Here is a 21,111-nt window from a genome sequence, read left to right as displayed (position 1 = left end):
GTCTTCATTCAGGTTTCTAATAATGTCTATCACCAATCAACTGCTGTTATTTAAAGACGTGGTTCAGCAAGGTTCATTTAGCAAGGCCGCCGCGTTGCATGATATGGATAATTCGTCTCTTTCAAAGCATATTAAAAAGCTCGAAACGAGTCTTGGAGTGCAACTTCTTAATCGTTCAACGCGTTCGTTTTCTTTGACCTCTGCAGGTGAAGAAATCCTGTCCCAGACTCATATCTTGGTTGATACGCTGCATCAAATTCACAGTATCGCTGATTCATACCACTTGGAGCCTAAAGGCCAATTGCGGATAACTGCGCCAATATTTATCGGGCAGGAGTACCTACGCCCTGTGGTTAGCAAGTTTATTGCGGCTTATCCAAATGTGCAGGTGACCTTGTCCTTAGATGACAAACGCGCTGATATTATTGCTGACCACTTTGATGTGGCGTTTCGGGTGGGGAAGTTAAGTGAATCTAATTTAATCGCTAAGAAGATAGCTAATACCAATTTTGCGGTGGTAGCGAGCCGGAGTTTTGTTGAGAAATATGGTCATCCGCAGACTATCACACAGCTGGTTTCCCTTCCGGCGGTAGTTTATAGCAATGGAGACGTAACCTTAGATCAGATCCGCACTAGTGAGGAGCCCCATGGCGAGGAATTAAAGACCTTTAAGATGCGTGGAAACTATAAGGTCAGTGATGTGCGAACCATGATGGGAGCGATTGAGGATGGTTTAGGGTATGCGCTAATTGACTTGTTTAACCTTGATCGCCCTATTGATGAGACCGGGTTGGTACCACTATTAACCGATTATCGGCTGTCGACTATGGATACAGGGATATATGCGGTTTATCCGCATCGAAAGCAGACATTGCTGGTGAGTGAGTTTATCCGCTATGTTCAGGAATATATAGGTACGCCCGCCTTTTGGGAAAGCCATATCCCCAACTATCATCAGTTATACCGCTAGTTTTAGGCATTTGATAAACAAGAAATTGGTGTTTTTAGATAGGTAGTCGTATCTCTCTCCAAATACCTGTTGCTGCTGCTGTTTTGCTTGCCCCTCAGAGATTTTCGCGACCACTAATCCACTTTCGCTAATTGCATCAAAGATAGCTTGTAGCGGTCGGCGATAGAAGCGCACTGCGACAGGTTGGCCTATGGTGTTCCATTGCTGTTCAATTAGCTCAGTATCAAAGTAGTTATGGGTTTTAGTCGACTCGAAATCTGCAAAAGGGTGGTGAGTTGAAAAAACAAATTTGCCACCCGGCTTTAATACCCGCGCAATATCTTTAAACAGAGGGTGTAAGTCTTTTATATAATGAATAACTAGAGGGCAGATCACGGCATCGAAGCTATGTTGTTGTTCTTTGGGTAAGCCGATAGAAAGGTCTTGTTGGTATGCTGTGATGCGCTGACCAAACTTAGTGCTGACAAGCTCGACCATTTCGCTGGCATAGTCGATACAGGTGATAGCCTTGGCACCTTTATCGATAAGATACTTTGTATATGCGCCCGGGCCACAGCCTAAATCCAAAACATTGAGCTGGGTAACATCACCAAGTAATGATTGTGAGATAGGGCGTTCAAAATGCGCATTGTAGAGGTTATCTGCGGTTGCTTGGTCATATTCATGAGCAAATTTAGAGTACATATCGGATTTCATTGCGCGCCTCATTGGATGTTAGTTGCGTGGGGTATAATCTGGAAAATATGGACTAATCGACCAATTCAATACCCATACTTTCTAGTAGGCTAAACGCTTCCCAGCGTGAAAACTTTGCGCCTTTAAGGTTGTTTTCAAAAGGATTAATTGCGTAGTTTCTTGATTCAGTAAAATCACTTTGCTGCAGATTAGTTCGCATGAATTGTGCGTGGGTCAGATCACAATAGGTGATAGTGAGATGACTAAAATCGCCTTCTCTAAAGTCCATATCATGGGCCTTACAATCAACGAGATTCAAGCTATGCAATGTTAGACCAAATAATGAGTTGTCGTTGAGGACACATTGTTTGAAGTTCAATTCAAAATCTAGGTGATAGCTAGGCCAATCGGCTAGTGTCCAATCCACTCCAACCAATTTACATTGCTGAAAATGAATGTCGGTCAGTCGGCTATTAGTGAGTCTTAGTAGGCTCAGATTACACCCATTAAATTCACAACTGATAAAACGGCAATTTTTAAAGGTCGTTTCAGAAAAGTTACAATCGGTGAATGTACACTCTTCAAATTCAGTAGATTGAAGCTGCTCGCCAACCAATTCCTGATTCTTAAATACTTGATTATAGTACTGTTGGTTACTCGCAACAGGCATATGGGTACCCTTGACTTCATTTGATTCGACGAAGAGTAACGCGTTTTTGGGGGAGGTTAAAGGGGTTACTAAGGTAAAGGGCAGGGAAACAAAAAACGGAGCAAGTCGCTCCGTTTTATAGATAGGTGTCGAGACTATTTTTTGCTATGAGCTTGCTTGTCTACTTCGGTAAGATCGCGGATTTTACGGCTGATATCACGACGAGTTTTCGATATTTCAGCACATTTAATCATGTGGTCATCTACACGGTCTTCATAATCTGCTTTCATGTTTTTGATGATCATAATGATTTCATCATGGGTCATGTCAGCCTTGATGTAGTCAACTAGGTTTTCTAGTAAGTCAACACGCTTGTTGTTATCACGGATTTTCTTTTCATTATCAGTGATTTCACGCTTTAACTTATTTTTACGTCGAGCTAGGTTCACGATTTCATAAACGTTGTTCATTTTAATTCCTTTAACAACTTAATTTAACTAAATAAATTAAACCACAAGCTCGTGCAAACGAACAGGGTAAAATTCAAGCATTACCCACTTAGCGCACCTTTTTAATAGATGATTGCACAAAAGCGCGACGATCAGCCTGATTTCTTGAGCTGTGGTATCGCAACCAAGCCGATAGTTGCATACAATTTTGACATTATTATGAAAATGGAAATTCACTATGCTAGTTGAACTATCTGCACTTGAAGCCAGAATTGTAGGCTGCCTGATTGAGAAAGAGATCACGACTCCAGATTATTATCCGTTAAGCCTGAATAGCTTAACTACCGCATGTAATCAGAAAAGTAACCGCGATCCGGTTATGGAGTTGAGCGATGCAGAGGTATTGGATGTGGTAAACGCTTTGATTGAGAGACACCTTGCAAGCGATGAAAGTGCCTTTAATAGTCGCACAGCTAAATATAAGCACCGCTTCTGCAACACAGAATTTGGTGACTTACAATTGTCTACCGAGCAGCGAGCTATTGTGTGTGTCATGCTATTGCGCGGCGCCCAAACTCCCGGTGAGTTGCGTACTCGAACTAATCGCTTAGCTAGCTTTGCTGATGTAAAAGAGGTAGAAGCAACGTTAGAGAAAATGGCCGAGTCTGGCTTAGTGGTCAAATTGCCACGGGAGCCGGGAAAACGAGAGTCTCGTTATCAGCACCTATTTTGTGGCGCGGTGGATGTTACAGCCGCCACCGAACATCACAGCGTATCTACACCCAAAACCGCAACAACCGAGCGAATTGAGGCGTTAGAGTCGCAAGTTGCGCAGCTAACCCAAGAGTTGGCTGAGATTAAAGCCTTACTTCAATAAAGAACAACGTTAATGACGCAAAAGTTGCACAGTGAATGGAGCGTTTACTTAATTCGAACTAAGCTTAACGCTCTATATTGTGGTTGTACTAATGATGTAGACCGCCGCTTTGCTCAGCATCAAAGCGGCAAGGGAGCCAAGGCATTACGTGGCAAAGGCCCACTTGTTCTTGAGTGGTTTGAGTCAGGGTTTGACAAATCTACAGCGATGAAATTGGAGTATTTCATTAAACAACAACCGAAAAAATTCAAAGAGCTATTAATTCAGGGGCTAGTTAGCCTCCCCGAGGATGCTGCATGAAATGGCGAGCAATACTACTGCTTATTGTCGGTTGTGTTGTCTCGCTACCGATGTGCGCCAAACAGAGCCTTAATTTTCGTGATTACTGGGATTATCAAGCGTATCTAACTGCACACCCAACTCAAGCCAAACTCACTGCGCAAATGGCAGAGCGGGTTTATACTACGGCTGTCCCTATCCAAACCTCACCTAATAAGCCAATTCGAATCGATGTTGTTTATCCTGGTACGCAATTATCCGATTATTGGTGGCGTAATATCAAAGCCCTGAAATTGCGTTTACAAGAACTTGGGATTGCCTATGAGATCAATCAGTATTCAACGCGCCCAAACCTAGATCACAAACAGCAGAGCCGTAGCCTTTTGCAGGTATTAAAGAATGAATCGGATTATCTGATTTTTACCCTAGATACCAGTGAGCATCGAAAATTTGCTTATCGGGTGTTAAATGAGCAAAAGACCAAGCTTATTTTGTTGAATATCACTACGCCAATAAAATCATGGCAAGAGCATCGCCCCCTAATGTATGTCGGTTTTGACCATGTACTGGGTAGCCAAATGTTGGCACAGCACTATCAATTCTTATTCCCAAATTCAGCTAACTATGGCTTGGTTTATTTCTCTCCTGGTTATATTAGTGAAGCGCGGGGAGATACCTTCATCAAGCAGATGCAACAGGCAGACAAATACACACTCAAGCGGGCGTATTACACGCAAGCAAACAAGGCGTCGGCCTACACGGCAACCCAATCTATGTTTAAACAACAGCCTGAATTGGATTTTGTGTATGCAAGTTCAACCGATGTAGCGTTTGGTGTAGTAGACGCTTTAGGTGATCTACACAGATCGGGTGTTGTTGTAAATGGCTGGGGCGGCGGGGCATCTGAATTAAAGGCAATAAAGCAGGGCAGGCTTGATTTTACGGTTATGCGAATGACCGATGATACGGGGATTGCGATGGCTGAGGCAATCAAGCTAGATTTAGAGGGACAGCCTGTACCGCAGGTGTATTCAGGGGATTACAGGTTGATATCTAAACAGAATTCTTCTGCGTATATAACCGGTCTTGAACGTCGCGCCTTTCGTTATTCAAATCAATAATTTATGAATCATAAAGCCAAAAAGTTATCACTTACTACACAAATAATCCGTATTGCTTGGGTTATATGGGCCGCCGTGATTGGTGTCTTTTTTGTCTATAACTATCATCTCAACACCACCACCTTTAGCACTGAGGTTGAACGTAATTTTGACCAAACCTCACAGATAGTAAAGCAGCTGATGGAGAATCATTTGCAATCTGTGCAAGTGAGCCAAGATATTACCTCTAAATCACGCACCTTGATTGATAGCTTTCAAGCCTTGAACCTGCGGGCAATTGATAGCTTTATGCGTGAGGTTGAGGAATTCGCTCCTAACAATTCGCCTGATTTACGCTTTCTATATCAATATGGAAAGTTGACTTGGGAAGATGGCAAGAATGAATTCTTTGGTATCTCAAGTACCCAGCTATTGGCTTTGGCTAAGCAGGTTCATTTCAATAATAAATGGTACTTTTTGAATGTGACTTCCAAGCTTGGTTTAAAGCACTTGATGCTGAGGCGAGTGGTAGTCGTTGATTCCTACACCGGTGAGGTTGTTGGTTATTATTTTATTGGTTTGGTGCTCGATAATAACGTTTCGTTTCTTCAGCAATTGAGTAGTGATGCCAACATCAAACAGATAATGCTTGAGGAAGATGGGGTTGTTATTGCGCAATCGGGTCAAGCACTTCCAACCAAACCGCAACCACAAGGCTTAGTGTTGCCCAGTATCAACTCAACCCAACACAATATTGTTCGCGAAATAACCCTGCAAATAGATGGTGTAGATACTCCGATTACGGCTCTTTTTATTCAAGATACCCTGCAACTTGAGGGAGTGGAGTACCGTATGGCGACATCTCTGATTGTATTACTGTTGACGATGTCGTTACTTGCCATCTGGTTTACGCGCTCTGTAAATCGACGTATAGAAAAAGAGATCACCGGAGTAATGCATCTGGCAGATAGCTTTGATAGTACAAAGAAAAATATTCAATTTATCGGTTCAAACTTTATCGAGTTCGACCGATTGGGCCAAACTTTAGAGGCCAGTATTCGTAGAGAAAAAGAGAAGGACCACTCCCTTCGCAATCTGTTCGAGTTCTCTTTGTTACCAACCATCTTAGTGGATGAACATCTAGATATCGTATCGGCAAATCCAGCGGCGAAGCACGCCTTTGATGATGACTTGACCTCACTTCGAGCCGCTTTGCTGAAAATCTGTAAACAGGCGTTTAGTGAAAAGGCACAAGCCAAGACGGATACCTCAATAGATGGCGTGATTTATAGTTGGAGCGTATCACCGATTTTGGTAGAAAATACTAAGCCGGTACTCGTTGTTCAAGGGCAGAATATTACCCAATATATTGAAGCGGAACGTCAGAGCGAGTTAGCCAGAAAAGAGGCGGAGCGCAATGCATTAGCACGCGCTGAATTTATAGCCAAGGTCAGCCATGAGATCCGGACTCCCCTTAATGGTATCCTCGGTATGGCGCAACTACTCAAGCAGCAGGTCACAACTCAAGCTGAAAAACAGCAAACAGAAGTTCTACTTCAAAGCAGTCAACATCTGTTGGAGTTATTGAACGACATCCTTGATTTCTCGCGGATAGATAAAGGCGCAATGGTACTAGAACGGGTTGAGTTTTCACTGCATTCGATAGTAGAGAATATTAGCGCTTTTGCCAAACCTAGCTGTGGTCAAAAGGATCTGATATTTACTCTGCATGAAGAGTTTGAGCGGGATGTGGTAGTAAAGAGTGATCCGCTACGCTTAACTCAAATATTGCTAAATCTGGTTAGCAACGCGATTAAGTTCACCCCGCAAGGTGAAGTTAACGTCACTATAAGGTTAAGCGATGATGGTGTGAATCGTGGTCAACTGTATATGCAAGTCAAGGATACCGGGATAGGGATCTCCAAGCCACATCAAAAGGCGGTTTTTTATTCTTTTACCCAAGCCGATAGCAATATTAGTCGCAAGTTCGGTGGTAGTGGTCTTGGGCTTAGTATTGTGGATAGTCTGGTAAAACAGTTCAGTGGCACGATTCAGCTGAATAGTGAACCGGATAAAGGCAGTGAATTTACTGTCCAGATCCCTATAGAGCGGATAGTGAAAAAATCACAAGTTGCGCCGCCTGAGTTGCCTGACTTTGCATGCTATAACGGGCTAAATGTATTATTGGTTGAAGACAATAAAACCAACGCCTTTGTGATTCAATCTATGTGTCATAAGAAAGGAATGCACATTGAGTGGGTAATGGATGGATTACAAGCTGTTGAGATCTTAAAAGCCAAAACCTTTGATCTGATTTTGATGGATAACCAAATGCCAAATCTAGATGGTGTCGATGCCACTCAGATTATTCGGCAGCATCTTGGATTGTCTGTTCCAATAATTGCTTGTACGGCTGATGGCTTTGATGAAACTGCACATGCCTTCCGACAAGCCGGTGCAAATCAAGTGTTGGTTAAGCCGATTTTAGAACAGGCGCTGTTTGAGGCGATAACTGAGGTTGTTGAATTAAATAACAATCAGCGGCTGTGATGTGGTGTAGCCATTAACAGTCGAAATTTAACGTGATAGTCTGCTTGAGAATTTTTCCATTGAACACTCAAATATGTTGAATTACGCCTCTATCGATATCCCTTTTAATCTTCGCCATTGCTGCTGGTTTTGTGGTGAGCCTAGCTATCGAGAATTAAATTTCCCGATACATGACGCTGATTACACAACCCATATTCCGCTTGCTATCCCAGCGTGCGATGAATGTCATAAGTTGGCAGGTGGCAGTGCCACCGATTCCATTTGGAATTTGCGCTTGCAGCTGAAGAACGCACTCATGAAGCGTTACGCTAAACATCTTGGGATTGGGGTTAATTGGACTAAACAAGAGCTGCAACAAACCCAGCTTGAAGGAACCGCATTTAAAGGGTTTACCGAGAGTGCGTGGGCTATGTATGAAATTGCTAAGCAACGTATTGAGTTTGAGGGCTGGCCGCTCAGCGCCAATGGAATTCCTCTAGAGATCGTTGATGATAGTTATGCCTATGAATTTGAAGGAAAAAAATTCTTAAACTTCGATGCGGCCATAGAATTTTTTCAGCGTGCAGAATCGTTAAATAAGTCCCTATTTGAGGGCTTAGTGGCAATTTTAGGACAGGCTCGCTTTGACTATGCATTAAAGATTGCGCGCATTTATACCTCAGTCACTCGTTCCCAAGTGAATGAGATTTTAGAAGAGATTGAACAGCAAGAAACTGAGCGACGCATCATCTTCAAAGAGCAGCAACGCCCCCTTAGCAAGATAAATTCCGAAGCGGTACATACCGTCAAGATTAACAAGGTTGTGGTATCGGGCCAAACCATCGGCTGGGCAATGGCGCGCGGAATTGATAACCTAACCAAACTTGAACAGAGCGAAGATGCGTTTTTTGAGCAACACCAACATCTAGGTGGCATTGCTGCGTTTCAAGCATTTGATGGACTGCAGGTGTATTTGAATGCACGTGTAGATGCTAAGTGGGTTCAGTCACAAGACCCTAATCAGCGGTTGTGGGCAGAATTATTAGATGCTAACTAACGTATTGAACTTATTTGATTTTATTTTTAAGAGGCGATGATGAAGTTACGAGCCGATATAGCAGTGATGGATATTTTAGGGCACATGATTTTGTGGATTTTTGCGACCATTATTACCTTTGGGATTGCGCTGTTATTTTTCCCTTATTCATTTGCAAAGTTTGTGATTAATCGTACTTATGTGGTGAATGCCGATGGTACAGAGCAAAAAATGGTGTGTGATATTGACCTGTTTGGTAATCTAGGCCATGTGATTCTGTGGTTTTTCATCACTATATTGACCTTTGGTATCGGTTATTTCTTCTATTTTTATCGTATTTGTAATTACGCATTAAATAATACGCGACTGGGATAACCGCCAAGGCGGTAAAGATTCGAATAAAAAGCGCAGCATATCTGAGATATGCTGCGCTTTTTTGTGACGACGACGGTTTAGTGCCCAGCGGGCGGAGTCGCGGATGCTGTTTTGGGGATATTGACCAAGAATAGCAATGGAATGATCAATAGAAACAACATCGTAATAAATGAGAAAGTATGCACAAATGCCAGTATTTCTGACTGCTTGTGTACCTGCTCTTGCAGTAGGGTTTGGGTTGTCGGATCGCCTAGGGTCCGACCTGTATCTGACAACCATTGCTGCAGATTAGGGTTATATGGCGTTACCGATTGACTCATCGCATTCCATTGCTGTTGGGAATCACGGAACTGGAAGGTAGTTGCGATTGAGATACCAAATGAGCTACCAATGGTTCTAAACAGGTTGAAAATACTCGCCCCCGCTACACCTTGCTCTGGGGCTAAGGTGGTGTATGCAATGGAAGATAATCCACTAAATACCAAGCCCATACCACAACCTTGGATAAGACTAGGCACCACAATCCAGAAGAAATCGATGTTCTCCGAGTACTGTGACATCATAAGCCCAGCGATGCCGCATAAAACCGCACCAAGCCCCACAGAACCCTTGAGCCTAGAGTTATTCATAAACTTAGCGGTAATGATCAAGGTTATCGCCGCTGCAATTCCCCGTGGTGCCATCAAAAAACCTGTGGTATCTACTGGGTAGTTTAGAACGCCCTCAAGCATCATAGGTAGTTGCGCCGTTAACCCAAATAACGCACTAACAAACACTGCCATCATGGTGGATCCGAGAGCAAGGTTGCGGTTACTGATCATCCATATGGGGGCAACGGGGCTTTTGGTCTTAAAGCTCCGATAAACAAAATAGGCTATCCCGCTCAAGGCAATAATCAGGCTTGCTTGGATCATGCGTGACTCAAACCAGTCTTTCTGGTTACCTTGGTCAAGCACCAATTGCAGTAAACCGATACCTACCGCCATAGATATAATGGTTGGCCAATCTATCTTTGCAACTTGGCGGTTGGATATATGAACAAAAAAGTAGATCATTAACAGACAAAAAATGCCCACCGGAACGTTGACGTAGAAAACCCAACGCCAATCCATATTTTGGGTGATCATTCCTCCAACCGTTGGACCGAGTATTGGACCAAGCAAGATACCAATACTAAATATTGACATTGCCTTAGCGCGCTCGTTAGGGGGGAATACCGCAATAAGTAGTGACTGTGATAGTGGGATGACCACCGCACCAAACGCCCCTTGTACTACGCGGAAAAACACCATAGCTTCGATAGATTGGGCTTGACCACATAGGGTAGACGCGATGATAAAGCCTGTCACGGCGACGAGTAGCAGTTTACGCTCGCCTAATTTACCGGCAAAGAAACTGGTTAACGGTATGAATACCGCTTCGGCCATCGTATAAGAGGTTAATACCCAAGTAATGGTGTCCGACGTTGCCCCTAGAGAACCACGCATCTGGGGTAGGGCAACGTTGGCAATGGTCATATCCAACAGTACCATAATGGCAGATGTCATGACCGCGATGACGATCATCCATCTTTTAAATGGAGTGATTTCGTGCACCATTATTCTCCAGCAGTAGTGTCAACAGTAACTTGAGTACTGGCACCAATACGAAGTTGTGGCTTAGTCGATAGGTCGTCGGTGATCTCTATCTTAATCGGGAAGCGTTGCCCTATTTTTACCCAGTTGCCAGTCGCATTTTCTGGAGGAAGTAGCGAGAAGGCACTACCGCTGGCCGGAGAAATCTTGGCTAATTTACCGTGCCACACTTCATCAGGGTACATGTCGATTCGAATCTCAACGCTTTGGCCTTCACGCAGGCGAGGCATTTGAGATTCTTTAAAGTTTGCTTGAACCCACTGGCTGTATTGTTTCACTAAAGGAAATAGCGGCTGACCAGTTGCGGTAAAGGTGCCTAAATGTATTTTTACATCGCCCACATAACCATCAAATGGTGCACTGATTTCGGTATAACTCAGGTTAAGCTCAGCTTGAGCCAGTCTTGCTGCAGCTTGTTGAACCATGGCTGATTCATCACCTTTGCCGCCTTGGGCGTCAATGGCTTGTTGAAGATTAGCTTGTGCGGCATGCAGACGTGCTTGAGCATCGGCAAGTTGGGTACGATCGGTGTCTGCTTGTTTAATTGGTACCAGTTTTTTCGCTACCAAGGTTTGAGTGCGCTGGTAGTTCTTTTGGGCGTTGATAAGGTTTGCTTTGGCTTCGTTGAGAGAAGCAATAGCTGCGTTTACCCCCGACTCTTGTGATTTATTCGTTTGTAGAGCCGCTTGATATGCAGCTTGAGCCTCTTTTACTGCTAGCTGATATGGGGCAGGGTCTATGGTTACCAAGTGGTCGCCCATATGTACAAACTGATAGTCATCGACTGAGATTTTGGTGACGCGACCATTAACCAGTGGTGCGACAGAAACGACATTACCGTGAACATAAGCGTTTTCGGTAGAAGGGTGTAAATCACTGTAATGCCAGTAGTAAGCTAGACCGCTAGCAACTCCTAAAATTATAAGAGCAACGATAAAGCCTTTTAAATATTTGTTCATAAAAAATCCAACTAGAGCGGCGTGAATGGGATGAGTTATAGGCATCCACGCGTAACGATTACCCGAGCGTAACTATAAGCATATCAACCTGTAGTGCATATGCTAAAAAGTGCACACTTAATTTCACAAATTGGTGGCTAAATGTATCCACTAATTTACTTCCAGTTGAGTTCCTACATTAGGGTATTAATCCACTATAAAGTGGCTCAAGGAAGATGAAAAAATTGTGAATATACAAAGCGTAGCTCTATTTTCCCGATTTTACTGATATTGATATGCAATATAGAACATCAAAGCGGTGCTACGTGGTATACGACAAGGCTTGTAATTTATTGCTCATTTAAATACCGGGTGGTACGATATTCCTGTAGAGAGCTACTGTCAATCAATAACGTACCGGGAGGTACGAATATGTCCGAGAGTGTAGAGAAAGTAGGTCGTGGTCGGCCTAAGTTACTGAACCGAGAATACGTTTTAGATGTGGTAATCCAAAATTATCGCCAAAAAGGTATCGAAGGTTTTTCTATTAATGAGTTGTGTAAAACGGCAAAAGTATCAAAACCGGCTTTATATCGTGAATTCGGAAACGAAGATGGGTTAATGAGTGAAGCATTGGTTGTCTATGAGCAGAGAGTTTTGGCTAAGATCTTTGGAATATCACAACGCGAGACCTCTTTTAGCCAAGAGCTGGATAACCTAGTGTTGGATGTCATCTCGCAAACCGATACCCAGCAGGACCCTAAAGGGTGTCTATTTTCCAATATGCTTGATTCTCGTCGAGTTTTGGGCGAGTTAACCCTAGCTCAAATCAATCGTACTCACCAAAACATAATATCGGCACTTGAAGCTTGGATAGTGAAATCTAAGGCGAATGGAGAGCTTACTACGGAGATGTCGTCGGCTTTCGTGGCAAAGTATATTCACACCCAAATACGTTATGCAAAATGTCAGCTTTTTCGAGGAGAAAGTAGCCAGCAAGTCACCGCGATTCTTAAGCTCGCGCTATCGGTATTTAAAGAATAAAAAAAGCGATTTCATTAATGAAATCGCTATTTTTAGGTTAAAGCAATCGGCTATTTTTGTTTATTGATATAGTCTTTGAAGCGCTGTTGGGTCTTAGGGTCTGCCTTGCTATACCAGAAATGAAGCATCTCTTCAGCGGTAGATGCATCGGCATTTTTTACCGCTGGTGCTGTGGTACTTGCTTGCTCAGGCGCGGCTAATACAACACCAGTACTTACTGCGGCAATGCCTTGGGTTGCGTTATACCGCACAGCCTCAGCTTCGAAATCTCGCCCAATCTGCATACCATGATGAACAAGGGTATCTTGAACAAAGTTGATGCTGGTTTTATTAGAGTCAATCAGCTTCCAATCTGGGCTTTTATCAAAGCGTTCAGCATCTTTTACGTTTCTATATTTCGGGAACTCAAATTGAAGCTCAGCATCTGTGGCGGTGAACTTAGAGATAACTACATTTGAGGTATATTGCTCGCGGTCTTTGCCATTTTTAAAGGTTGGGATATAGCGAAAGACGATCTGATTTTCACCATCGGGCAGGGTTACTTTTTTATCTGAAGAAAAGAAACCGCCTTCAATGTTTGGCTTTTCACCATTAACTAGCAGCAGGTCTACATGATCGGAAAAGTCTAATGTCACGTCTGCAAAGCTAGGTGCAGCTAAAGTTAGGGCTAGTCCGGTTAGCAAAACTTTTTTGTACATAATTTTCTCTACTCTTATGTTTTTATTTGTATCGTCGATAGTTCTTTAGCGAGCACTTTGAGTTCCGGTAGCATGCGGTGGATTAGCTCCAACTGTTGCAGGATCATCTGCGCGGAATACCCATCATCTTCTCGCCATTGCGATAGCCGTTGCCTGATTTGGTTCTCTTCAAACTCAGTTTCGGTATTGGTTTCATTGTGCAGTACTTGCTCAATAGCTTCGAGCTTAACATGAATCGACTGATATGCATCAATAACCAGTTTATGTGTTGTTATATCGTTCAATTTTGTGCGGTGTGCCCCGAGCGCAGAAATATAACTAAGTAGTGCATGATTGAGGGTTATGACGCGAAAACTAAGGTCACTAGAGCCTTGGTGTTTATCGGGTTCTGCTAGCATACTACTAACCGCAACACTGAGCTGAGCATCACTATTGTGTGCGGAGCGGCGCGCAATGCGATACGCCAGATCATCATTTTTACCGAGTCGGTACTGCACAATAATTTGACCTAAATATTCTTTATTGGCTTGGATTGCCTCGGCCATAAATTGTGGGATTTTCTTTGCCTGCCAGTCGGGAAGAATAAAATAAACCGCCGCCACAGCAAGGCAACTTCCCACTAGGGTGTCGAATAACCTTGGGAGTATTACCGCGTAGCCAATGCCAAGTTGGGAAAATAAAAATAGAACCAAAATGGTAATAAAAGTGGTGGCATAGGCGTAGTTTTGGATTCGAAATGCGAAAAACAGAACGCTACTCACCACAATGGCAAACAATTGTCCCTCCACTTCTGGGATCAAACCAAGCAATAGCACCCCGACAATCAGCCCCAAAAAGGTGCCACCGATTCGATGTAATAGCTTTTGCTTAGTAGCGCTAAAGTTGGGCTGACAGACAAAGAGGGTAGTTAATAGTATCCAGTATCCATGTTCAATATCGAATATATGAATAACCCCGTAGCCTGCAGTCAGAGCTACGGACATGCGCACAGCATGGCGAAACAGTTGCGATTTGACGCGTAGCGACGAATGAATGTTGTGCCACATCTGCTTGATGGTATGAGCTGAGCGATCGTCAAGATAACTCTCAGCAGGCATGGATTCGGGCTTGTCTATGTTGTTCAATAGTTTATCGACAGTACGTAGGTTATTGAATAGAAATAGCAGCTGATTTAACGACTCCTTCCACACTGGATTTTTCTGTTTTTGCAAGGCTTCAATGGACACATAAAGCTCATCTAGCGCGATGCTGGTATCAGGGTTTCTGCTATATTCCACCCCCAGTTGTAGCGCTTGACTGATACTACGGAATTCATTGGCATAATTTTGTAGTAGATACTTGAATCGGAATAATACATCTGAGCGCTCAAAGTGGTCGGAAAGCTCTTGGTAGCGATAGTGGCTTGAACTTAAGCGTTCGTGTATGTCTTGTACCACAAAATAGATGTGTAAATAGCGTCCATAAGTCCCCTCAAGGTGACCTCGATTGGAGCGTTTTAATAGGGTTTGACGGCACCGCTCCAATGCGGCAACGGTATTTGCGTTGAGTTTGGCCGCTTCAATTCTCAGTGGTTGTGGGTTGAGGCGTTGTACTGGGTGAAATAACTGACTCTTACTATCAATATAGATGGCTAAGGTAGCAAATGTGTCAGCAAGACTATTTTGCATCGCTTGCAATGGTACAAAGCTCTGCCATATGAGGGATAACAGGTAATACCATGCCGCACCAGTCAGTAGTAAGGCGGGTTGATACCAAATATTAGGGCTTAAGTCGGCACCCAACATGGTATAGATGGCTATCAGAAGTGAGCCAAACGCAATGCTCGCATATCTTGCTCCAATTGCGCCTAGCATGATAAAGCCAAATGTCGATACAAATAGCCCTAATGCAAACAGTATTGGATAAAGAAATAATATTTCTATTGAAAAGCTAGCCAATGCAAAACAGCCAAAGGTGAGCAGCAAGGCTTTTAGTCGGCCCCAAAAATTGTCATCCGTTTCGGCAAGTGCGGCGGCGATAACCCCTAATACCAGCGGGGTGATAACTGAATATTGACCGAAATACCAACAAGGCAGTACAACACCAAGCATAGTAATCAAAATTTGAGCACTATAATTTATGGTTTTATTGGTTCGATATTGGCGAAAATTTGCAGCTATGGACAATGGAAATATTACGGTTTATTAATCGGTTACGCACATTGTGGTGAACTTTTACACCTCTGTCGAGTGTAAGTGAATAAAAAATTCAATTATGGGTAATCGGAGCTAATCGTAGTAAACTGAGAACCTTATTGGGTAAACCTTCGGTTTACGAGATATTAATTTAAGGACGAGTTACTTCCTATGCAGTTGCAAGCTACAACCGCTGCCAAGTTTTTTCTTCAAAACGAATACTTCGACGCTCTATTAGAGCGTGATCAATTAACCTTATCTGCCCAAGAGAGCAAGACGCATATTCCGTTCTCGGAATGGACTGGTAAGGTATCTGTAAAGCGCGGGCTAATATGGGGTAGTGTTACCTTCTATGGCTATGAGCAGGATCAGATTGTATCAGCATGGCAAATCCAAGGTTTGCCGTGGAAGTCTGCGCGCTTATTTGCTCGTACAGCAGTCCAATATTATGAAAAATGGCATAGGTTACAGTGTCGTCAGCTCAATTTGTATATACCTAAGTGGCAGCAGAAGCTAGATCTACTGCGCCGCCAACCTTGTTATTTAGCCTATTCTGACCTATTGAGTTGGCAGCAGATGGTGCGTGCTGATCTAGAAGAAATGGAGATCTCAGAGGCTGACGCCAAGCAAAGAATGCCGGAAGCTATGGTTGATATTCAGCACTGGTTAGAAGATAACCCAAGCCTGCTTGAAGAGCGCAATGATATTTGGCTACAAAATGAGATGCAAAACTGGCAGGTGCTATTTGCACAGATAGAGAGCTCGCCATTAAATACGTCTCAGCAAAAAGCGGTACTGCTTAACAATGATCAGAACTTGGTACTAGCTGGCGCGGGTACCGGTAAAACCAGTGTGTTGATGGCTCGTGTAGCCTATTTATTGCAAAGTCACCAAGGACAAGCGGATGAAATGGCGCTGCTTGCGTTTGGTCGTGAAGCAGCGCAAGAGATCTCTGATCGTTTAACCAACAAAATAGGCATTACTGCGCAGAAGGTAAATGTGAGTACCTTCCACAAAATGGCGATGCAGATTATTACCGAGGTTGAAGGGCAAGCACCGACGATTAGCTCTCTGGCAACTGAACACAAGCAAAAACAGCAATGGTGCTCGGTATGGCTAAAAGAGCACTGGGTTAATGCAACCAACTTTAAGCGTTGGCAGAAGCATTTATCCATGTGGCCGATTGCTTACCTACATGGTGATGAAGAGCTGTTAAATCAGTCAGAAAACCCTAAGCTTCTGGCATGGTTGAATCATCAAATTGAGCAATTGATGGTGATGAATACGTCTAAGAAAGCCATTCAACAGCAGATGATAAATCACCCTGAATATTCTCGACTTAATAGTGAGCTACAACTGGCGTGGCCGTGCTACCTAGCGTGGAAGGAGTACCTGAAAGATCAGAACCAGTTGGATTTCCATCTGATGATTGAAAAAGCGACCCAGTATGTCGTTAAAAACAAATTTAAATCACGGTGGCGCTACTTGATGGTTGATGAGTATCAAGACATTTCTCCAGCAAGACTAACGCTCTTGGAAGCCTTGGTTAATCAATCAAGCGATAAAGGCAGGCGTTCACTGTTTGCCGTGGGTGATGATTGGCAGTCTATCTACCAGTTTGCAGGCTCAGATGTAAACTTGACCACTGAGTTTGGTAGTCGTTTCCCGTTTTCCACCACCCATGTGTTGGATACCACCTATCGTTTTAACTCTCAGATTGCCGATGTTGCCGGTGAGTTTATTACTCAGAATCCAGCGCAGTTAGCCAAAGAGCTACATGCGCAGCATGAGCAGAAACAAAAGGCGGTGACAGTTATTGCTCAAAGACGCTTAGAGAAGTGTTTGGCTAGGGTAAATAATTCAGCCAAGCCACTGAGTGTATTGGTCCTTGGGCGAACTCATAAGCAGCAGCCAGAGTTATTAGATGAGTGGCAAGAGCAATATAGCAATCTTCAATTTACCTTTATGACCTGCCACGCAAGTAAAGGTAAGGAAGCAGATGTAGTATTAATAGTTGGTGTAGATGAAAACCTATTTCCAATGAAAGAGCGCGCCCCTCACTTAGATGCGGCCTTGAAATCAAGCAATGAAGAGTTCCCGTTTGCAGAAGAGCGTCGACTTTTTTATGTGGCAATGACGCGCGCTAAACAAGAAGTGATCATTAGTTATGACCATCACCCATCAACATTTGCCACTGAATTGCTTGAGGGCGACTACGCCATCAAGAAAAAGTAACGCGTTAAAATTTAGCAGGTAAAGCGCGATACCTGTTTCTTGAAAAGCTATGCCTATATCATAATGTAAGTGGTATAGGCATAGCCTAATTCAGATACTCCCCACGTTATGCAACCCAACGCATGCGGTATGGTTCTTCCCCTAAACTGACTGATAAAATCCTCCGCTACGTGCTCTTTTTTTGTATGTAGATTATCTATAAAGCGAGGGTGACCAAGCGCAAACTTTGCCTATAGATGAGCCCTTTAATTTACAACAAGCTCACACTTTTTGTGGTTATGACTTTCCTTAGAATATTTTAATGATATTATATCTTCAGAATTTTGAAGATAAGAGTTGTCGTGGAATATATTAGTAAAGAAGGCTCCGCAATCATGAGTATTGCGCAATATCTACTTACAACGGTGGAAGGCGATCGCCTGAGGACTATCGATTCTTTGTCAGAAGAGTTGGCAGTTTCAGTTGGGTTCGTACAAAAAGCTCTAACCACGATAGAGCATAGAGGTGCGGTGACTTTATCTCGTCAAGGTCGAAACGGCACGTTCATTAGCCAGCTTGAGTACAATGAGTTAGTTAAATGTGCGGGTATAAATAACCTGGTATGCGCTATGCCGCTTCCCTATACCCGCCACTATGAAGGCTTAGCTAGCGCCTTAAAGACACAGTTTGGTCCACTTCCAATCTATTTTGCGCATATGAGAGGCGCAAGTGTGCGAGCTGAATGTTTGACCAACGGCACCTATGATTTAGCCATCATGTCTAAGTTAGCGGCAAAAGAGCTGGCCAAAGGCTTGGTGACAGCCCTTGAACTTGGTCCGGGTTCGTACTCACATGAGCATCGTTTGATCTATAGAGTCGGTGGGTTTAACGATATTAAATCTGTTGGTGTTGACCTTGATTCACCGGATCAAAAAATACTCACTGACCAATTTTTTAAGCACAAAAACGTCAACATTGTCGAGATCCATTACGGCGATAGTTTAACCCACTTAATGAATGGTGATATTGATGCAGTGGTATGGCTACCAGAAGCCATTGATATGGACAAGTATGGATTAGCCGAGTGTTCGCTTTCTGATTTACCTGCATGTCGAGATGCCTCTGAAGCGGTTATTTTAGTAAACGGGGATGCAGCCCATATTAAAACGTTATTGAGAAAGTTGCTAAATAGAACATCACTACTTAACCACCAATTGGCTGTAGTAAGGGGCGATGTGGTGCCCAGTTATTAGACTAGGCATCAAATATGTTTAACAGGATTTATTACCAATAAAGCTTAACCACAAAAGGTCATAGACCATATAACTAAAGTTAAGGTAGAGAGATGGAACAACGATTGGAAATACTGCTAACCGCAGGGGTCATTACCCAACGCGCCTACCAAGGTAGCCTTAAAGTGATAGCGATTATTGATGAGGCACTCAGTATTGCTAGGGATAATGAACAATATCAGATGGCAATCACTCACTTTGCGCGTGCAGCCGATAGGGTGTGGAGTGGGCAAGCGGTAGATGAGGGTTTAGACAAAGACATTATTGATGAAATCGTAGTGGATTATCAATACCCCCAAACCCTTGCTTTGCATCATAAGACTTTAGCTGGAATGGGGCTTATTGAAGTACCGCAGACCGAAGAAAGCTTCATGTTGGCAAATATATTCTCCTTGATTCAAGCCTCTGGAGAGGAGCACTACGCATGATAATTGACTCTACGGGTTATACCTATTGCCATGAGCACTTGCATATTGACTTATCACAACAAAAGAATGATATCGATTGCCGATTAGATCAATACGACTTGCTGTGTGAAGAGATGCGTGCGGTTCAAACGCATGGGGTACGTAATATCGTAGAGGTGACTAATTCTTTTATGGGGAGAAATCCTCAATTTATTGAAAGTTTAATCTCAGATACCGGGATCAACGTTTTAATGTCGACTGGGTTTTACATAGAAGGATTTTTTCCAAACCAGTTATATCAAATGAGCGCGCAACAGATAGCCAAGGTGATGATTGACGAGATTGAGCTGGGTATTGAAGGTTCCAGTTTAAAGGCCAGCCTAATTGGGGAAATAGGCAGTAGTGAAAACTTCTTTAGCCAAACAGAGCAACAGGTATTTGTTGCGGCGGCCATTGCCCATCTTGAAACGGGGCACCCAATTTCAACACACCAATCAATGAGCTCAATGGGTAAAGAGCAGTTACAGCTTTTGCAGTTACAAGGCGTAGATATGAGCAAGGTGACGGTGGGGCATTGTGACTTAAGAGACAATATAGATCATATCCTATGGATGCTTGACCAAGGCTGTTACGTGCAATTCGATACCGTTGGCAAAAACAGTTACTACCCAGATAGTAAGCGTGCACTCTCGCTCAAATATTTGTGCGATAGGGGATATGAAGACCAGATAATGCTGTCGATGGATGTGACGCGGCGCTCACATCTAAAAGCAAATGGTGGCTTAGGTTTTAGCTACCTAATTGAAGAGTTTGTACCTTTGCTTAAACAGCATGGGTTTCAGGTAGCTCATTTAGGTTTTGGTGTTGACCATAGTCAGCAAACACCTCAAATGTTGAGTGAAGTGGGTATATCGACGACCTTGATAGGTAAGGTTGCAGATATTGTACATAACGCTACTGGTAACAGCTTTGAAAAGCTGGTGGATACGCAAACTATCTTAGATATTAGCCTTGAACAGATCCAAAGTAATCAACACGGCTTTTTCTGTATCAACGTGCAAGAGACAGACATTTCTGGGCATCGCCAGGACCCCGAGTTGTATTGGGAGGTGCTAGAGTGTGCCGATAGTGGTATTGAGCGGATTATGGAGCGCATGAATCCACAAGATATTTTAGTGGTGACTGCGGATCATGGTAATGACCCTTTTATTGGACATGCGAATCACACTCGTGAAAAGGTACCACTATTAGTTCACTACTCACAAGCGAATGGCATTGACCTTGGTGAGCGAGGCACCTTGGCGGATATAGGTGCCACGGCATGTCATTTCTTTGATGCTCAAATGCCAAGATCCGGCACATCATTTTTGCCGCAGCTTTTAAGCCAGTAACACAACACAGAGGTAGAAAATCAGGCGTAGATCAGTTTGGTGCTAGCTTGTACAAATAGTAGTTAAATAGAGATTAGAAATGTATTTAGGGTTATTTATCTTGATACATTCTTTCAAAGTTTTTCGGGTTCCAACCTATCATTATTTGGTCACCAACCTTTAATACAGGCAGTGAACGAGCCCCAATAGCGTCCAGTTCTTTTCTTCCTCGCTGCATTTTGGCGTTGGTTAATCTGTATTTGTAACCTTTCGAGTCAAGGTAACGCTGGGCGTCTTTACAGTGTGGGCATTTGTCTTTGACGTATAGTACGAGTCTTTTCATCTTCTTTTCCTAAAAGTAGAGCCACACGGAGGTGGCTCTGTTTTTTCTCGATTATAAC

Annotated in this window: 20 protein-coding genes; 12 read left to right on the top strand and 8 right to left on the bottom strand. The window is 43.3% G+C overall.

The window, feature by feature from the left end; genetic code table 11:
• Window positions 1–22: 22 nt before the first annotated feature.
• Window positions 23–970: a LysR family transcriptional regulator gene (locus tag OCU28_RS15410; RefSeq protein ID WP_261817772.1), complete on the top strand. Its 948-nt coding sequence runs from the start codon at window positions 23–25 to the stop codon at window positions 968–970.
• On the opposite strand, the gene OCU28_RS15405 is transcribed toward OCU28_RS15410, so the two are convergent.
• The 3 genes from OCU28_RS15405 to OCU28_RS15395 form a co-directional block, all read right to left on the bottom strand.
• The gene (locus tag OCU28_RS15405) at window positions 959–1,666 is read right to left on the bottom strand and encodes a class I SAM-dependent DNA methyltransferase (RefSeq protein ID WP_261817771.1); all 708 of its coding nucleotides are present in this window, start codon (window positions 1,664–1,666) and stop codon (window positions 959–961) included. The two genes, OCU28_RS15410 and OCU28_RS15405, sit on opposite strands and share 12 nt — an antisense overlap.
• Before the next feature lie 52 nt (window positions 1,667–1,718).
• Complete coding sequence (locus OCU28_RS15400) at window positions 1,719–2,315, bottom strand: pentapeptide repeat-containing protein (RefSeq protein WP_261817770.1); 597 nt, start codon at window positions 2,313–2,315, stop codon at window positions 1,719–1,721.
• Window positions 2,316–2,449: 134 nt separating this feature from the next.
• Window positions 2,450–2,764 (bottom strand): DUF496 family protein, encoded by a 315-nt coding sequence (locus OCU28_RS15395; RefSeq protein WP_261817769.1) that lies wholly within the window; start codon window positions 2,762–2,764, stop codon window positions 2,450–2,452.
• Window positions 2,765–2,981: 217 nt separating this feature from the next.
• Here OCU28_RS15395 and OCU28_RS15390 point away from each other — a divergent pair, with 217 nt between their 5' ends.
• The 6 genes from OCU28_RS15390 to OCU28_RS15365 all read left to right on the top strand — a co-directional run bounded on the left by OCU28_RS15390 (window position 2,982) and on the right by OCU28_RS15365 (window position 8,939).
• The gene (locus OCU28_RS15390) at window positions 2,982–3,620 is read left to right on the top strand and encodes a YceH family protein (protein ID WP_261817768.1); all 639 of its coding nucleotides are present in this window, start codon (window positions 2,982–2,984) and stop codon (window positions 3,618–3,620) included.
• A gap of 12 nt (window positions 3,621–3,632) precedes the next feature.
• Window positions 3,633–3,920, top strand: coding sequence for a GIY-YIG nuclease family protein (locus OCU28_RS15385; protein ID WP_261817767.1), 288 nt, complete (start codon window positions 3,633–3,635; stop codon window positions 3,918–3,920).
• Window positions 3,917–5,020 carry a substrate-binding domain-containing protein gene (locus tag OCU28_RS15380; protein WP_261817766.1) on the top strand — a complete coding sequence of 368 codons (1,104 nt, stop codon included), beginning with the start codon at window positions 3,917–3,919 and terminating at the stop codon, window positions 5,018–5,020. Before OCU28_RS15385 ends, OCU28_RS15380 begins: the two co-directional genes overlap by 4 nt.
• Before the next feature lie 3 nt (window positions 5,021–5,023).
• Complete coding sequence (locus OCU28_RS15375) at window positions 5,024–7,549, top strand: LuxQ periplasmic sensor domain-containing protein (RefSeq protein WP_261817765.1); 2,526 nt, start codon at window positions 5,024–5,026, stop codon at window positions 7,547–7,549.
• 73 nt (window positions 7,550–7,622) lie between these two features.
• Window positions 7,623–8,585, top strand: a complete 963-nt coding sequence (locus OCU28_RS15370; protein ID WP_261817764.1) for a hypothetical protein — start codon at window positions 7,623–7,625, stop codon at window positions 8,583–8,585.
• A gap of 36 nt (window positions 8,586–8,621) precedes the next feature.
• Entirely contained in the window at window positions 8,622–8,939 is a 318-nt protein-coding gene (locus OCU28_RS15365) for a DUF6693 family protein (protein ID WP_261817763.1), read from the top strand.
• 77 nt (window positions 8,940–9,016) lie between these two features.
• On the opposite strand, the gene OCU28_RS15360 is transcribed toward OCU28_RS15365, so the two are convergent.
• Both OCU28_RS15360 and OCU28_RS15355 read right to left on the bottom strand, forming a co-directional pair.
• Window positions 9,017–10,537: a DHA2 family efflux MFS transporter permease subunit gene (locus OCU28_RS15360; RefSeq protein WP_261817762.1), complete on the bottom strand. Its 1,521-nt coding sequence runs from the start codon at window positions 10,535–10,537 to the stop codon at window positions 9,017–9,019.
• Entirely contained in the window at window positions 10,537–11,532 is a 996-nt protein-coding gene (locus OCU28_RS15355) for an HlyD family secretion protein (RefSeq protein WP_261817761.1), read from the bottom strand. Before OCU28_RS15355 ends, OCU28_RS15360 begins: the two co-directional genes overlap by 1 nt.
• A gap of 411 nt (window positions 11,533–11,943) precedes the next feature.
• Between OCU28_RS15355 and OCU28_RS15350 the strand changes: the two genes are divergently transcribed.
• On the top strand, window positions 11,944–12,555 hold the full coding sequence (locus OCU28_RS15350) for a TetR/AcrR family transcriptional regulator (RefSeq protein ID WP_261817760.1): 612 nt from the start codon (window positions 11,944–11,946) through the stop codon (window positions 12,553–12,555).
• Between the two features lie 50 nt (window positions 12,556–12,605).
• On the opposite strand, the gene OCU28_RS15345 is transcribed toward OCU28_RS15350, so the two are convergent.
• Both OCU28_RS15345 and yccS read right to left on the bottom strand, forming a co-directional pair.
• The gene (locus OCU28_RS15345; protein WP_261817759.1) at window positions 12,606–13,253 is read right to left on the bottom strand and encodes a DUF2057 family protein; all 648 of its coding nucleotides are present in this window, start codon (window positions 13,251–13,253) and stop codon (window positions 12,606–12,608) included.
• Between the two features lie 14 nt (window positions 13,254–13,267).
• Complete coding sequence (yccS, locus tag OCU28_RS15340) at window positions 13,268–15,418, bottom strand: YccS family putative transporter (RefSeq protein ID WP_261817758.1); 2,151 nt, start codon at window positions 15,416–15,418, stop codon at window positions 13,268–13,270.
• Between the two features lie 180 nt (window positions 15,419–15,598).
• On the opposite strand from yccS, the gene helD reads away from it, so the two are divergent.
• The 4 genes from helD to OCU28_RS15320 all read left to right on the top strand — a co-directional run bounded on the left by helD (window position 15,599) and on the right by OCU28_RS15320 (window position 20,731).
• Window positions 15,599–17,662 (top strand): DNA helicase IV, encoded by a 2,064-nt coding sequence (gene helD / locus OCU28_RS15335; protein ID WP_261817757.1) that lies wholly within the window; start codon window positions 15,599–15,601, stop codon window positions 17,660–17,662.
• Between the two features lie 341 nt (window positions 17,663–18,003).
• Window positions 18,004–18,894, top strand: coding sequence for a GntR family transcriptional regulator YhfZ (gene yhfZ, locus OCU28_RS15330; protein ID WP_315972402.1), 891 nt, complete (start codon window positions 18,004–18,006; stop codon window positions 18,892–18,894).
• 92 nt (window positions 18,895–18,986) lie between these two features.
• Window positions 18,987–19,361 carry a hypothetical protein gene (locus OCU28_RS15325; RefSeq protein WP_261817756.1) on the top strand — a complete coding sequence of 125 codons (375 nt, stop codon included), beginning with the start codon at window positions 18,987–18,989 and terminating at the stop codon, window positions 19,359–19,361.
• Window positions 19,358–20,731, top strand: a complete 1,374-nt coding sequence (locus OCU28_RS15320) for a phosphopentomutase (RefSeq protein WP_261817755.1) — start codon at window positions 19,358–19,360, stop codon at window positions 20,729–20,731. Before OCU28_RS15325 ends, OCU28_RS15320 begins: the two co-directional genes overlap by 4 nt.
• Window positions 20,732–20,822: 91 nt before the next feature.
• Here OCU28_RS15320 and OCU28_RS15315 read toward each other — a convergent pair whose 3' ends face one another.
• Window positions 20,823–21,053: a glutaredoxin family protein gene (locus OCU28_RS15315; protein WP_261817754.1), complete on the bottom strand. Its 231-nt coding sequence runs from the start codon at window positions 21,051–21,053 to the stop codon at window positions 20,823–20,825.
• Window positions 21,054–21,111 lie beyond the last annotated feature (58 nt).

It is taken from the genome of Vibrio gallicus (assembly GCF_024346875.1).
GTDB lineage: Bacteria > Pseudomonadota > Gammaproteobacteria > Enterobacterales > Vibrionaceae > Vibrio > Vibrio gallicus.
Note: the sequence above shows the minus strand (reverse complement) of the source record. Positions and strands in the feature narration are given on the sequence as shown.